At 66.6% G+C, this 12,216-nt stretch carries 14 protein-coding genes; 6 read left to right on the top strand and 8 right to left on the bottom strand.

Annotation, left to right across the window (positions count from 1 at the left end; all coding sequences use genetic code 11):
- The first annotated feature begins 1 nt into the window (after position 1).
- The 3 genes from MMG85_RS15975 to MMG85_RS15965 are packed head-to-tail and all read left to right on the top strand — an operon-like array spanning position 2 to position 1,875.
- Entirely contained in the window at positions 2-535 is a 534-nt protein-coding gene (locus tag MMG85_RS15975; protein ID WP_241046932.1) for a DoxX family protein, read from the top strand.
- A 28-nt stretch (positions 536-563) separates the two neighbouring features.
- The gene (locus MMG85_RS15970) at positions 564-1,220 is read left to right on the top strand and encodes a sigma-70 family RNA polymerase sigma factor (RefSeq protein ID WP_241046931.1); all 657 of its coding nucleotides are present in this window, start codon (positions 564-566) and stop codon (positions 1,218-1,220) included.
- Entirely contained in the window at positions 1,213-1,875 is a 663-nt protein-coding gene (locus MMG85_RS15965; protein ID WP_241046930.1) for a DUF1109 domain-containing protein, read from the top strand. Before MMG85_RS15970 ends, MMG85_RS15965 begins: the two co-directional genes overlap by 8 nt.
- 48 nt (positions 1,876-1,923) lie before the next feature.
- On the opposite strand, the gene MMG85_RS15960 is transcribed toward MMG85_RS15965, so the two are convergent.
- Positions 1,924-2,313, bottom strand: coding sequence for a hypothetical protein (locus MMG85_RS15960; protein WP_241046929.1), 390 nt, complete (start codon positions 2,311-2,313; stop codon positions 1,924-1,926).
- 181 nt (positions 2,314-2,494) lie between these two features.
- Here MMG85_RS15960 and MMG85_RS15955 point away from each other — a divergent pair, with 181 nt between their 5' ends.
- Entirely contained in the window at positions 2,495-2,731 is a 237-nt protein-coding gene (locus tag MMG85_RS15955) for a hypothetical protein (RefSeq protein WP_241046928.1), read from the top strand.
- A 463-nt stretch (positions 2,732-3,194) separates the two neighbouring features.
- Here the strand turns inward: MMG85_RS15955 and MMG85_RS15950 are convergent, their stop codons facing one another.
- Together MMG85_RS15950 and MMG85_RS15945 are read right to left on the bottom strand one after the other, a co-directional pair.
- Complete coding sequence (locus MMG85_RS15950) at positions 3,195-4,568, bottom strand: amidohydrolase family protein (RefSeq protein WP_241046927.1); 1,374 nt, start codon at positions 4,566-4,568, stop codon at positions 3,195-3,197.
- 472 nt (positions 4,569-5,040) lie between these two features.
- A complete protein-coding gene (locus MMG85_RS15945; protein WP_241046926.1) occupies positions 5,041-5,607 on the bottom strand; it encodes a hypothetical protein in 567 nt (188 codons plus the stop codon).
- 177 nt (positions 5,608-5,784) lie between these two features.
- Between MMG85_RS15945 and MMG85_RS15940 the strand changes: the two genes are divergently transcribed.
- Both MMG85_RS15940 and MMG85_RS15935 read left to right on the top strand, forming a co-directional pair.
- On the top strand, positions 5,785-7,221 hold the full coding sequence (locus MMG85_RS15940) for a M20/M25/M40 family metallo-hydrolase (RefSeq protein ID WP_241046925.1): 1,437 nt from the start codon (positions 5,785-5,787) through the stop codon (positions 7,219-7,221).
- A gap of 108 nt (positions 7,222-7,329) precedes the next feature.
- Positions 7,330-7,911 carry a pyridoxamine 5'-phosphate oxidase family protein gene (locus MMG85_RS15935; protein ID WP_241046924.1) on the top strand — a complete coding sequence of 194 codons (582 nt, stop codon included), beginning with the start codon at positions 7,330-7,332 and terminating at the stop codon, positions 7,909-7,911.
- Positions 7,912-7,981: 70 nt separating this feature from the next.
- Here MMG85_RS15935 and MMG85_RS15930 read toward each other — a convergent pair whose 3' ends face one another.
- From MMG85_RS15930 to MMG85_RS15910, 5 genes are all read right to left on the bottom strand, one after another.
- A complete protein-coding gene (locus MMG85_RS15930; protein WP_241046923.1) occupies positions 7,982-8,509 on the bottom strand; it encodes a hypothetical protein in 528 nt (175 codons plus the stop codon).
- A 10-nt stretch (positions 8,510-8,519) separates the two neighbouring features.
- Positions 8,520-8,873: an FKBP-type peptidyl-prolyl cis-trans isomerase gene (locus MMG85_RS15925; RefSeq protein ID WP_345778861.1), complete on the bottom strand. Its 354-nt coding sequence runs from the start codon at positions 8,871-8,873 to the stop codon at positions 8,520-8,522.
- A gap of 207 nt (positions 8,874-9,080) precedes the next feature.
- Entirely contained in the window at positions 9,081-10,943 is a 1,863-nt protein-coding gene (locus MMG85_RS15920; RefSeq protein ID WP_241046922.1) for a hemolysin, read from the bottom strand.
- A gap of 44 nt (positions 10,944-10,987) precedes the next feature.
- Positions 10,988-11,512 (bottom strand): hypothetical protein, encoded by a 525-nt coding sequence (locus MMG85_RS15915; RefSeq protein WP_241046921.1) that lies wholly within the window; start codon positions 11,510-11,512, stop codon positions 10,988-10,990.
- 130 nt (positions 11,513-11,642) lie between these two features.
- The gene (locus MMG85_RS15910) at positions 11,643-12,188 is read right to left on the bottom strand and encodes a hypothetical protein (RefSeq protein ID WP_241046920.1); all 546 of its coding nucleotides are present in this window, start codon (positions 12,186-12,188) and stop codon (positions 11,643-11,645) included.
- Positions 12,189-12,216 lie beyond the last annotated feature (28 nt).

Below are 12,216 nucleotides of genomic sequence, written 5' to 3'. Positions count from 1 at the left end.
TGTGAGCACCCTCGATACCTCTCCCACGACCGCCCAACCCCGTCGCGCCGCCGGGCAGCGACTGGCCGACGCGCTGGCGCACTTCGCGCGCATCCCGCACAGCCTGATCGCACTGCTGGCGCGCGTGTCGGTGGCGGTGACGTTCTGGCTGTCCGGGCAGACCAAGATCGAGGGGCTGGTGCTGGATCCGCTCGGCGGCACGGTGCAACTGGGATGGCCGCGCATCTCGGAGAACGCCGTCGAACTGTTCCGCAGCGAGTACGCGCTGCCGCTGCTGCCGCCGGAGCTGGCCACGTATCTTGCGGCCGTCGCCGAGCACGTGTTTCCGCTGCTGCTGCTGGTCGGCCTGGCGAGCAGGCTGTCGGCGCTGGCGCTGCTGGGGATGACGCTGGTGATCCAGCTGTTCGTGTATCCGGCGGCGTTCGCCACGCACGGCCTGTGGGCGGTGTCGTTGCTGTATGTCATGTCACGCGGACCGGGCGTGCTGTCGCTGGACGCGCTGATCGCACGCCGCTACGGCGTGTCCACGCGCTGACTTGGCAGCCACCGACGCGAGCCGCATGATGGCCACCCTCCTCGCTTTCCCGTCACCCGTCGTGGTCGAGCCGCAACGCACCGATGCGATGCCTGCCGACGCCGTGCAGACGCCTGCCGGCGACGACGAAGCATGGGGCGCGTGGATGGGCCGCGCGCAGGGCGGCGACAACGCCGCCTACCACGCCCTGCTCAGCGCCATCGCACCGTACCTGCGCGCCATCGCGCGCCGCTACCTGGGCAACCGCGAAGACGCCGAAGACGCCGTGCAGGACATCCTGATGATCGTGCACGGCGTGCGCCACACCTACGAACCCGGGCGCCCGTTCAAGCCCTGGCTGGCCACCATCGCCACGCGCCGCTGCATCGACGTGCTGCGCCGGCGCGCGCGCCGGGTGGAGCACGAAGTGCTGGCCGAGGAACCGTTCGACCGCATCGACGACACCACCCCCGGCCCCGACGACGCGCTCGCCCGCGGCCAGGCCGCCCGCCACGTGCGCCAGGCGGTGGCCGACCTGACGCCACGCCAGCAGCAGGCCATCGAACTGGTGCACCTGAAAGACCTGTCGTTGAATGAAGCCTCGTCGGAAAGCCGGCAGAGCGTCAGCGCGCTGAAGGTGGCCTGCCACCGCGCGCTGAAATCGCTCCGGCACGCCCTGGGCAAAGAGGACGTCCCCCATGACTGACACCCGCCGCCTGATCGACCAGCTGGCCGCACGCGCCGAACCGGTGCGCCCGCTGTCCTCGCCGCTGCGCCGCACCGCGGTGTGGGTGGCGCTGGCCGGCGTGCTGATCGCGATGATCGCCTCGGTCTACGGCCTGCGCACCGGCCTGATGGCCGACCTGGCGCAGGCGCCGCTGCTGCTGGAATGGATCGCCAGCGTGCTGACCGGGCTGCTGGCCGCGTATGCGGTGTTCCAGATCAGCGTGCCGGGACGCTCGCCGCGCTGGATGTGGCTGCCGGTGCCGGCGCTGCTGCTGTGGCTGGCCGGGCTGGGCTGGGGCTGCCTGCGCGACTACGTGCGGATGGGCGCGGACGCCTTCCTGATGGAAGCGGTCAGTTCGGAATGCGCCGTGGCCATCACCATGACCAGCGTACCGCTGGGCCTGCTGATGCTGGTGATGGTGCGCCACGCCGGCGTGGTGCGCCCCACACCGACGGCGATGCTGGTGGCGCTGAGCGCGGCCGCGCTGTCCGCGGCCGGCGTCAGCCTGTACCACGGCGGCGAGACCGCGCTGATGGTGCTGCTGTGGCACCTGGGCGCGGTGGTCGTGCTGTCGCTGCTGTGCCTGCTGTTCGGCCGCCCGCTGTTCGCGTGGATCGGCTACGCCAAGCGCTGATAAGTCACGCAGGGACGACGCGCCGGCTGTCGACAACGGGCGGCGCCGTCACCGGTCGGGCGTGGATCCACGCTCGCTGGCGACGGGCGCACGCGTGGCGTTCCAGTTGAACAGGAAGTCGCGGTGCTCGGCCCAGGTCTGTCCACTGGCGGTGTCGCCGGTCAGGCAGACCGCGGTGTGGTACGGCCCCACGCCATCGGTAGTGCGGAAACTGGCACACAGGCGGCCGCGGCTTTCCTTCCACCGGCCGGCCTCGATGACGCTGTTGTAGAAGCTGCCCGTCACCGTGCCGTCGGCGTTGAGCGTCAGCTGCATGGGCTGGGTGTACGGCGTGCCCGGCTGGGTGGACAGGTCCACCACCCAGGCCCCGTCCAGCGACGTGGCCTGCAGGGGCATGGACAAGGACAGCGCGGCGGCGGCGATCAGGAACAGGCGCATCGGGATTCCGTTTGTCGGCGGGTGGCTCCAGCGCTACGCGTCGCGCAGGTAGAACGGATGCGCGACCACGACGACGGTGTGCCTGCGGGGGCATGTGCCTTCCCTCCCCCGATGCGGCCGCCGTCGCGCGCCTCCCACGGCCGTGGCGACAACTGCCCGCGTTTGGAGGTAAGGTCGTGGCATGACCGTCAAGACGATCACCGAAGACGGCCGCCAGCTGACCGTGCAGACGCTGCAGAAAGTCGATCCGCTCGGCGTCACCTACTGGCAGGGTCGCGCGATGTTCCGCATCGCCCACGGCAGCGCCCGTGCCGATGTGGTCACGCGCACCCGCCACGCCACGCGCGAATCCGCCGAGAACGCCGCCATCGCACTGGCCCGCGCGAACGGCTGGGTGGACGACGCCACCTCCCCGTAGGGTGGGCCTTGGCCCACCGCCTGTGATCGCATCGGGATGAAGACGAGCGTCTGCGTCTGAGCGGGCAATGCCGGCGCGCGGTGAAAGGTGTCGGGAGTGGATCACCGGAGTCAAGGACGGTCGTGCGTATTTCCCGTGGAGGGTGTTGTATTCCACACGCTCCCGACGCCCGCAGTCTGCGTCGACCACACGGCGCACGTCCATTTACATTTCTGTCTGCGTCGCATGGTTTCCCGCGTAGCCCGGGTACGGCCAACGGCCGCACCCGGGGACCCGGACACCTTCCGTGGAAAGCCCTCCCGGGTTCGCTGCTCGGACCCGGGCTACGGGTGTCGAGCGGCGATGCGCCACGCGCTGGCGCTGCCTTCGTAGCCCGGGTATGGCCGACGGCCGCACCCGGGGGCTCGGACACTCTCCGTGGCAAGCCATCCCGGGTTCGCTGCGCGGACCCGGGCTACGGGTGTTACGGGCGCGACAACGTGTCCTTGTAGATCCTTCCGTCCTTCATGATCAGACGGAAATTCTTCACCGGATCCGCGACCAGTGCGATGTCCGTGGTGGGATCGCCCTCCACCAGCAGCAGATCCGCCAGCGCGCCCTCTTCGACCACGCCCAGCCGACCCGGATACGGATTGCGCTCGCCCGACAACGCCAGCAGTTCGGCATTGCCCGAGGTCGCCATCCGCAACACCTCGACCGGCGTGTACCAGCGCGTGGTGGTGGCGAGGATCGCGCCCTGGTTGGCGGTCATCGCCGGGTCGAACAGGATGTCCGTGCCCCATGCCACTTTCAGCCCATGCTTCTTCGCGAGCCGGAACGCCAGATCGGTGCCGGCGAATACCTGCAGTTGCTTGGTCCGCCTGTCGCCCGTCTGGGGATTCGCGTATTCGTTGTCGATGAAGGGCTGCGCGCTCAGCCAGACTCCTTTTTCCGCCATCATCCTGGCGGTCTGATCGTCCATCAGCTGACCATGGTCGATCACCTTCACCCCACCCCGGATGGCGGCCTGCATGGCGCGCGGCGTATAGGCATGCACGGTGACGTAGGTGCCCCAGTTCTCCGCGGCCTCCACGGCCGCCCTGAACTCGGATTCGGTGTACTGACTGACATCGATGGGATCGTAATTGGACGACACGCCACCGCCGGCGGCCAGCTTGATCTGCGTGGCACCCAGCATCAGTTGCTCGCGCACGCGCTTGCGGACTTCATCCGCGCCATCCGCGATGACGCCGCCATTGATCGCTTCGCCGCGGCCGGGAGCCGCATTCCGTGCGGCCGGTACTTCATAGGGCATGCGGAAATCGCCATGGCCACCCGTCTGGGAGATCATCGCGCCCGACGGCCAGATCCGCGGCCCGGCCACGATGCCGGCGTCGACCGCGCGCTTGAGGGCGAACGCGGGTCCGCTGAGGTCACGCACGCTGGTGAATCCGCGCATCAGGGTGTTGCTGGCCTCGTGCGCCGCGACCAGGTTGATGTCGCCCACGTCGGCGACCAGCATCGTCGTCATCGGCATGGCGGCCATCATCGTGTGCCAGTGCGCGTCGATGAGCCCCGGCATCAGGGTTCGCCCGCCGCCGTCGACGATCCGCGCCCCGTCACCTGCCGCACCTTCCAGTGGGTCCGCGTCGATGCGCTCGATCAGGTTGCCGCGGACCAGGACATTGAGCGGGCCGGACAGTCCGGCGGAGCGGCCATCGAACACCCGCACATTCTTGAGCAGCACGGCGGTGGGCCGTACCGCGTCCTTGCCGTCGGGCGCTGCCGGCGAAGCGGCATGCGCGCACGGCACGACCATCGCGGCCGCCACGACGATCCGCACGACAGACCGAAGCATCCTGCTGACATTCATGCACTTCTCCTCGACGCGTAGTGGGTCATGAAGGACCGGCTGGTGACCGGCACCATGGGGCCAGGAGGCGCGAACCGCCGCACCGCGGGCGACAACCGGGCATGCCTGAAGCAGATGGGTACGTTGCGCCACGCCAGTCTGAGCGTGATGCCCCGCCCGAATGTGACATGACTATGCCACGCAACACGGGCAGTGTCAGGCAAGGACGGCAGCGGGAATCCTGATGCCGTACGGGCTACGTGTATCGCGCCGCAGTGCACCATGACCCCGTCGGCGGCAGACCTGCCCGCGTCGCCCGGGCAAAGCCGAAGGCGGCACCCGACTGCCCTGACACCTTCCGTGGCAAGCCTTCCCGGGTTCGCTGCGCAGACCGGGGCTACAGGGCTGCAGGTTGCGTTCCGCGTAGGGTGGGCCTTGGCCCACCGCCTTTCATCCTGCGCACGTGCGGGTGCACCGCTCAATGATGCCTACGCCGGACGCTGTCAGGCGAAAACGCGAGGGTCAGGAGCAGCGCATGCAGGAAAAGGGTCATTTGGAAAACACACGCTTGCGCGGCGGCACCGAGTGGGAAGAGGTGGCTGTCCGGGTGCATCGCCAAACGCAGCATGCGGCGGCGGCCCCGCACACCGGTATCCAGTGGTTCAATATCACCGTTAAGCGTAAGGAGTAGCACGGCATCCAGGACCAGCGTCACAAGGAGAAGCATCAGCAACGGCGGTGCGGATCTTGGCTTGGCCAACCGGCTCGCAGACATGGTTTTCTGCAGCAGCGGATACGCCGCGAGTGTGGCGATCGCGAACGCGGCCACCTTGCCCGGGCTGGAAGCCTCGTCGAGCATGCTGCGTAGCAGCGGCACGGCGCGCAGTGCGTCTTCCAGCCACGGCAGCAGGCCGATCCGGCCAGGCGCAAGCGCGACCGCGAGTGGTACCGCACCCAGCCAGAGCCACCAGCCATACCGTCGCCACCACTGCGCGACACGTGAATTGTCCCTAAAGTCCTGGGGCTGGATGTCAGCGTCGTACATGGCAGGGCTCCTTGCGCGTGTGTGTAGGCCGGCGCCGCCTCGCGTGCGTCGCGACAGGGATGGTAGCGCGGCCATGCATCCTTTTCGCGCTCGCTCACCGGCATGAAGCAACTGCGGAAGTGGTAGCGTGGCAACTCTCACATCGCGCCACATGCCGTCATCCAGAGAAAAGTCACGATGAAACCGATCATCTTGGGTCCGACCACGTTTCTGTTCTCGTTGCTGATCCTCACCGTATTGCTGCGAGCGGACAGCAGTCGTGCCGTGCAGGCCGCTGCCGGGTCGTCGCCAGCGGGCGCATGGAAAACGTCGCGCGAGGCAGGCGCGCCGAGAGCGTCTGCGGTGCGCAACGTCGCGGTGCCGGCCTTGACCCCGACCGCGCAATCCGCCGCATCCTCACCCACCGACCCCTTCGCACCCGTCTACATCGTGACCTCGCGCGACACCTGGCAGGGTATCCGTGGCCTGGGCCGCGAGGCGGTCACGCAGCACGACAGTACCGGCCAGCCGCTGGTGATTGCCGAGACGCGGGCCGATCGGCTGGGGGCGATCAGCGAACACGTGCACGTCAACGAACGCCGCTGCGGCGGTTACTTCGCGTTCCCGACACGCGCGCAGGCCGAGGCCTTCGTGCAGGCGGACCGGGCCAGGCAGGCGATGGCGACGTCGATGCTCGCCGGCTACACGCTCGACAACCAGGCCACCGTGAACCGCTGGTTGCCGCAGGTGCAGGAGCAGCGGCTGTACGACACCATCAACCACCTGTCGGGCTATCGCAACCGCTACTTCGCCAGCAGCCACGGCAAGACATCCGCCGAGTGGATCCGCACGCACTGGCAGTCGCTGGCTGCGGGCCGCAGCGACATCACCACCGAACTGTTCACCGCGTGCAGCAATTGCGGCACGCAGCCGTCGGTCATCCTCACCATCCCCGGCTGGGACCTGCCCAACGAGGTGGTGGTGCTGGGCGCGCACCTGGATTCGATCAACGGCAGCAATCCCTACGACCCCAACCAGCACGCGCCGGGCGCCGACGACGACGCCTCCGGCATCGCCACGCTCACCGAGACGCTGCGCATCGCGCTGGCTGACGGCTGGCAGCCGCGGCGCACGGTGAAGTTCATGGGCTATGCGGCGGAAGAAGTCGGCCTGCGCGGTTCCAACGCCATCGCGCAGGCGTTCCGCGCCAGCGGCGTCAACGTGGTCAGCGTGCTGCAGGTGGACATGACCAACTACAAGGCCGGCGCGGTCACCGACATGAAGCTGATCAGCGACTACTCCAACACCGAGCTGAAGGCCTTCTTCATCACCCTGTTCGACACCTACCTGGCGCCGATGGGCCTGACCCGCGGCAGCGTGGCCTGCGGCTACGCGTGCTCGGACCACGCGTCGTGGACCAACGCCGGCTACCCGGCGGCGATGATGTTCGAGGCCGGCGATCCGAACGGCAGCTTCCGCTACATCCACACGCCGTACGACACCTTGGCGACGATGGGCGAAAGCGCTCAGCACAGCGTCAAGTTCACCCAGTTCGCCCTCGCCTACCTGGGCGAAACCGCGAAGACGCGCGGCAGGGTCACCGGCGGACCGGCGCAGGTGTTGGTGATGCCGTAGGGCGGGCCTCGGCCCGCCGCTCGATGAGTGCGGACACGATGCGAGGGTGGGCTTGAGCCCACCCTATGCGCTTACCCGGGCTACGTCGTAGCCCCCTTGGAGACCGACATGAGACACGCATTCGCGAACATCGCCTTCACCCCTGCGGTCCGCGAGGTGCAGGCGCGCGACGGCAGCCGCGCGCAATACGCACGCGCCTTCGAGTCCGGCGACGAGGTGCGCAATGCCGAACTCGGGGCCGACGAGGCGGCCTTCATCCACGCGCAGCGCAGCTTCTACATGGCCACCGTGTCGGAAACCGGCTGGCCGTACGTGCAGCACCGCGGCGGCGCGCCGGGTTTCCTGCGCGTGGTCGATGCGAAGACGCTGACCTTCACCGACCTGCCCGGCAACCGCCAGTTCATCAGCGTGGGCAACGTGGCCAACGACGACCGCGTGGCGCTGATCCTGATGGATTACACGCACCGGCAACGGATGAAGCTGCTGGGCCGGTTGAGCGTGGAGGAAACACCGGGCGACGCGCGCACCGAGCGCACCATGACGATCCACATGGAAGCCTTCGACTGGAACTGCCCGAAGTACATCCCGGTGCGCTTCGAGGCCGAAGACGTGCAGCGTGCGCTGGATGAGCGCGACCGGCGCATCGCGGCGCTGGAGGCACAGCTCGCCGAGCTGCGCGGCACACCGTAGGGCGGGCCTTGGCCCGCCATCGCACGCCATCCGTACGCCTTGAACGGCGGGCCCAGGCCCGCCCTACGTGCTAGCCCTTCCTGCGCGCGGAGACCTCGACCAGGCAATGATCGCCGCGGCGCGCGTGCAGGAACAGCAGCGTGCTGCCGGAGTCGCGGCGATACACAGGTTCGGGAAACTCCACTGGCGGATGTCCTGGCGAATCAAGGCCCGCGCCGATGCGGCGCGCGAGTTCGCGGGCATCGATGCACGGCCCGCCGCGCAGCTTCGCGTAGGACCGATAGGGCCTCCCGGCCGCATCGACGCGCGTGTACGTCTCGTACACCGACACGCCGTCCGTGGTGGAGAAAGGGCGACCGCGGAAGTCCCATGGGCCGCCGCCAGACGGGGCGGCTGTCGCGGACCAGGACAGCGACGCCAGCGCGGTCACTTCATCGCCTGGCACGGTGACGCTTGCGAGCCACTCACTGCTGGACAGGCGTCGTGCGGTACGCGCGCCATCGACATGGGCGCAGGCGACGACGACGCCGAGCGCGATGACCGCCGTGACACGGATCGCGGACGGCCCGGTCCGCAGTGTCGCGACGGTGCGTGCCATCGCGTGCGCCTCAGGTCCCCAGCAGTTCCACGTCGAACTTCAACGTGGCATTCGACGGGATGACGCCGCCGGCGCCGCGGGCGCCGTAGCCCAGGTTGGCGGGGATGATGAGGGTGCGCTGGCCGCCCACCTTCATGCCCTGCACGCCTTCGTCCCAGCCCTTGATGACCATGCCGCCGCCGAGGGGAAAGATGAAGGGTTCGTCGCGGTCCTTGCTGGAATCGAACTTGGCGCCCTGCGCGCCGTTCTCGTACAGCCAGCCGGTGTAATGCACGGTGACGTTGCTGCCGGGCTTGGCCTCGACGCCGCTGCCGACGAAGGTGTCTTCGTACTGCAGGCCGGACGCGGTGGTGGTGAATGCCATGAGGGTGTTCCTTGTGGGGATCAGAAGTATCGGGGCCGTAGTTTATCGCCCGTGCACCGGAGACGTTTCACGTAGCCCGGGTACGGCCGACGGCCGCACCCGGGACTCGCACACCTTCCGTGACAGGCCACCCCGGGTTCGCTGCGCGGACCCGGGCTACGCGAACCCCATATCGATCTGCTTACTGCGGCGATTACGTCGGGCGCATCACATGCGCATGGCCGGCCCCTCACGCGCCTGCACCTGTTGATCCTGCAACGGCGTTTGCGCCTCACGCTGCTGCTGGATCAGCATCTGTTCGCCCAGCTCCGCCATGCGCTGCCCCTCGGGAGACCGGGAGAACGCGCCGGCGATGCGGTCAAGCTCATTGCTGTCGCCCGCCAGCAGGGCGGCATAAACGCTGTTGGCGTACGGGTCGTCGAAGGGTCCGCGTGCAGGCTCACGGCTGGTTTGGCGATCATCGGTGTCCAGAGCAGGGGCTGGAATGCTTGGCGCCGTGTTGCCGGTCCCGCGATCCTCCTCACTTGCCCTCACGCGCTCCTGTTCTTCCGCGCTTGGCGGCGCTGCCTGCGGTCGTGCGACGCCGCCTGCTTCGCTCAGGGTGATCCCCAACTGGCCGTTCTGGAAGTTTTCGATCACCGCCGGCTCGCGTCCCATCTGATCCCGGGCCAACGTGTCCGTCACCGAGAGGTTGTTGTTCTCCAGCGCGTAGGTGAAGCGCCCATCTTCGCTGCGGTAGGTGTTGGCAGGATCGTTCGCTGCGCGCGCGCCGCCTGTCAGCGGCTGCCCGCCCCAGCGCAGCTCGCCCACCCCGTCGCTGTCCCTCACGGTGTCGCCCGCATCGATCACATAGGTATCGCGGCCCTCACCGCCTTCCATCCGGTCCCGGCCCTGCCCGCCCATCAGGATGTCATCGCCACGATGGGACCGCAGGGTATCGTTGCCGCCTTCGCCGATCAGCAGGTCGTTGCTTGCGATCTCCTGTGGATTCCGCCCGCGCGACATCCGCTGCGAATCGATAGTTGCACCGTGGTTCTGGTCAACATCTGATGTAGTGGTGCTGTGCTGCTCACGCCTCAACGCGACGTTGCGGTTGTTGACGCGATCATTGTTGGTATCTATCGGATACTGGCGGTCGACTTCACCACGGTCGCGCAAATCTCTGCCGGGATCGAGGTAAAGCTGCCCGGCGTTGAAATCGGCATCAGTCAATCTATCAGCCAGATCCGGATGTTCCTGTCGAAGCTCTCGCAAGAGCACAGTACGGGCCGGCCCCAGCGCATCCGCTATGTTTGGTACGTTTCCGTACTGATCGACAAGCCCGGGATAATCGCGGTTGGCCTGCGCGATACGATTTCGCGGGGCGGCTTCACCCTCAACGGTGACCCCGAAACCACGCTCCACCCGGGCGATCTCGTCGCGATGGAGCTGATACATACGGTAGACGTTGCGCGCTTCGTCAGGTGTGACGTTGTTGGGATCGTCATACAAGCCAAACACTTGCGCTTCGGCAAACCGACGCTTTCTTAGGCCAGCTTCTGCCTCGTTGTTGCTTCCCCAGCAGTTGTAGCGCATCTGGAACCACGCCTCTGCGCGATCGCCGTCGCGAACCGCGTCCATGATCGCGTGCTCTGGAACACCACTTCGAGGGATGCCATTCAGCATTCCCACGCCGCGATTGTAGGCAAGCGAAACGAGGGCGATCCGCTCATCGGAAAGTGGCATCTGCAGACGGTTGGCCGGTCCCTCGTATTCCGCCATGGAAGCCCTCAGCAATTGGTCGGACTCGGCCGCATTCAGTTGTCGCGAAAATGTCAGACCAACTCTGGTCCTGTCGTCGGCGGAAGCGGCATCGACAGCAGCCAATGTTTGCCACTGCTGCTGGGTCAGCTCGATACCACTCTCTCGCCAGATCGCAACGTTGTTGTCTCGGTTGAGGGTATAACCCCAACCTATCGTCGCGCGGTTGTCACCAATGTCTTGTGCGTGCGCATGCAGGCTCTCGGACTCAACTATTACCATGCGAAGTTTGCGATCGTACTCCGCCCGGCCAAGTTCCCTGTAATCCATGTCGGTTACCTCAGCAATGTGGCTTTATGGTCGTCATCCATGCATCAATCCGGTGTTCTTATCGGCATGCCGCGGCAGTCAATCTTCTGCTTTGCTTCACTGCTCGACGAAGCATTACTCGCCTTTGTCAGTACATCTTCTCCTGCAATGATGTCGATGTCCCGTTCGCTTCTACGAATCGTATCCCGCATCTTCCAATGCATGCAGCGCCCATCGATGGTTGCCTCGACGAGATAGATGCCGCCGCTACGCAGGCTTTCTATGGTAAGGATGGCCGTACTTCCGATGGCGATGCCGTGTACAACCCCGCCTTCGTCGATCTGGGCAAGCCGCGCTCTCGCGCCGAAGGATTCGCCGCTGATCTTGTCGCCTACCTGGGTAAGATCGACGTCGAACCCGCCACAGTCCGCATCCGGATCGGTCTTGTCGCACCACTGCACTGACCACTTGCCGTTGAAATCGACTTTGGCAGTTTGCGCGGGTGGGCTGGACGTGCAAGCAACCAAGCCAGCGCACGAGAAGATTAAAAAGCTTGCGCACACGCCAATTGTGAATCTTGGGATTGCCATGGGGTCCTCCTGACCTTTTCCTGACAGGCGGCAGTCTGCCAGAGGTGAATAAGCGCCACAGTGATCTGCGGTACGGGGTTGGTATTGATTCTGGCACGACACCTTGGCTGCGCCGTGCCTTGACGCGTGGCTAGTCGGACGGGATCTCATCCGGCCAGCGGCAGGGAAGCTCCTCTAAGTCACGCAACGCCAACCGTGCACGCTCTGATGTGTCTTCGCTCAACATCCGCCTCCCGCCGATGATGCTGTCCCCAGGCCACGCGCCTCGTACCGCTGTGCCGATCACGCGCCATTGCAGACCCTTGGGCGTAAGGGTCACGACAGCGACATTCTTTTCTCCGGTTCGCGCGTTGTCGATCAACAGGACGGCCGTGTTGCCAACGGCGGTGCCGAGCACCGAGCCGGGCTCCCCTTCCTCAAGCTTGGACAGTCTTGGCGTTGCAGCGAAGTGTTGGCCACAGATTCGCTCGCCACGCTGAGTCAGGTGCAGGGCGAAGGTGCCACATGGGTCGCTGGGATACTCCCGGTCGCACCACGGGGCTGACCAGGCACCGTTGAAATCCGGCGTTGGCGTTTGGGCGGATTGATGGGAAGCACACGCCACCATGCCGGCACACAAGCCGAGCGCCGTACCCGCTCGCAGACGGCGGGCTGCACCACGATGTCCATTGACCATGCGCCTGCTCCTTGCTTGGTTTCGATGC

Origin of the sequence: Pseudoxanthomonas sp. LH2527 (assembly GCF_022539275.1) — a bacterium.
In the GTDB taxonomy this organism is placed as follows: Bacteria; Pseudomonadota; Gammaproteobacteria; order Xanthomonadales; family Xanthomonadaceae; genus Pseudoxanthomonas_A.
Note: the sequence above shows the minus strand (reverse complement) of the source record. Positions and strands in the feature narration are given on the sequence as shown.

Coding starts and splice junctions, on each gene's coding strand:
- MMG85_RS15910 (WP_241046920.1), bottom strand. CDS start 12,188: ATGGTCAATGGACATCGTGGTGCAGCCCGCCGTCTGCGAGCGGGTACG.
- MMG85_RS15960 (WP_241046929.1), bottom strand. CDS start 2,313: ATGCGCCTGTTCCTGATCGCCGCCGCCGCGCTGTCCTTGTCCATGCCC.
- MMG85_RS15925 (WP_345778861.1), bottom strand. CDS start 8,873: ATGGCATTCACCACCACCGCGTCCGGCCTGCAGTACGAAGACACCTTC.
- MMG85_RS15950 (WP_241046927.1), bottom strand. CDS start 4,568: ATGCTTCGGTCTGTCGTGCGGATCGTCGTGGCGGCCGCGATGGTCGTG.
- MMG85_RS15930 (WP_241046923.1), bottom strand. CDS start 8,509: ATGGCACGCACCGTCGCGACACTGCGGACCGGGCCGTCCGCGATCCGT.
- MMG85_RS15965 (WP_241046930.1), top strand. CDS start 1,213: ATGACTGACACCCGCCGCCTGATCGACCAGCTGGCCGCACGCGCCGAA.
- MMG85_RS15955 (WP_241046928.1), top strand. CDS start 2,495: ATGACCGTCAAGACGATCACCGAAGACGGCCGCCAGCTGACCGTGCAG.
- MMG85_RS15970 (WP_241046931.1), top strand. CDS start 564: ATGGCCACCCTCCTCGCTTTCCCGTCACCCGTCGTGGTCGAGCCGCAA.
- MMG85_RS15915 (WP_241046921.1), bottom strand. CDS start 11,512: ATGGCAATCCCAAGATTCACAATTGGCGTGTGCGCAAGCTTTTTAATC.
- MMG85_RS15945 (WP_241046926.1), bottom strand. CDS start 5,607: ATGTACGACGCTGACATCCAGCCCCAGGACTTTAGGGACAATTCACGT.
- MMG85_RS15920 (WP_241046922.1), bottom strand. CDS start 10,943: ATGGATTACAGGGAACTTGGCCGGGCGGAGTACGATCGCAAACTTCGC.
- MMG85_RS15940 (WP_241046925.1), top strand. CDS start 5,785: ATGAAACCGATCATCTTGGGTCCGACCACGTTTCTGTTCTCGTTGCTG.
- MMG85_RS15935 (WP_241046924.1), top strand. CDS start 7,330: ATGAGACACGCATTCGCGAACATCGCCTTCACCCCTGCGGTCCGCGAG.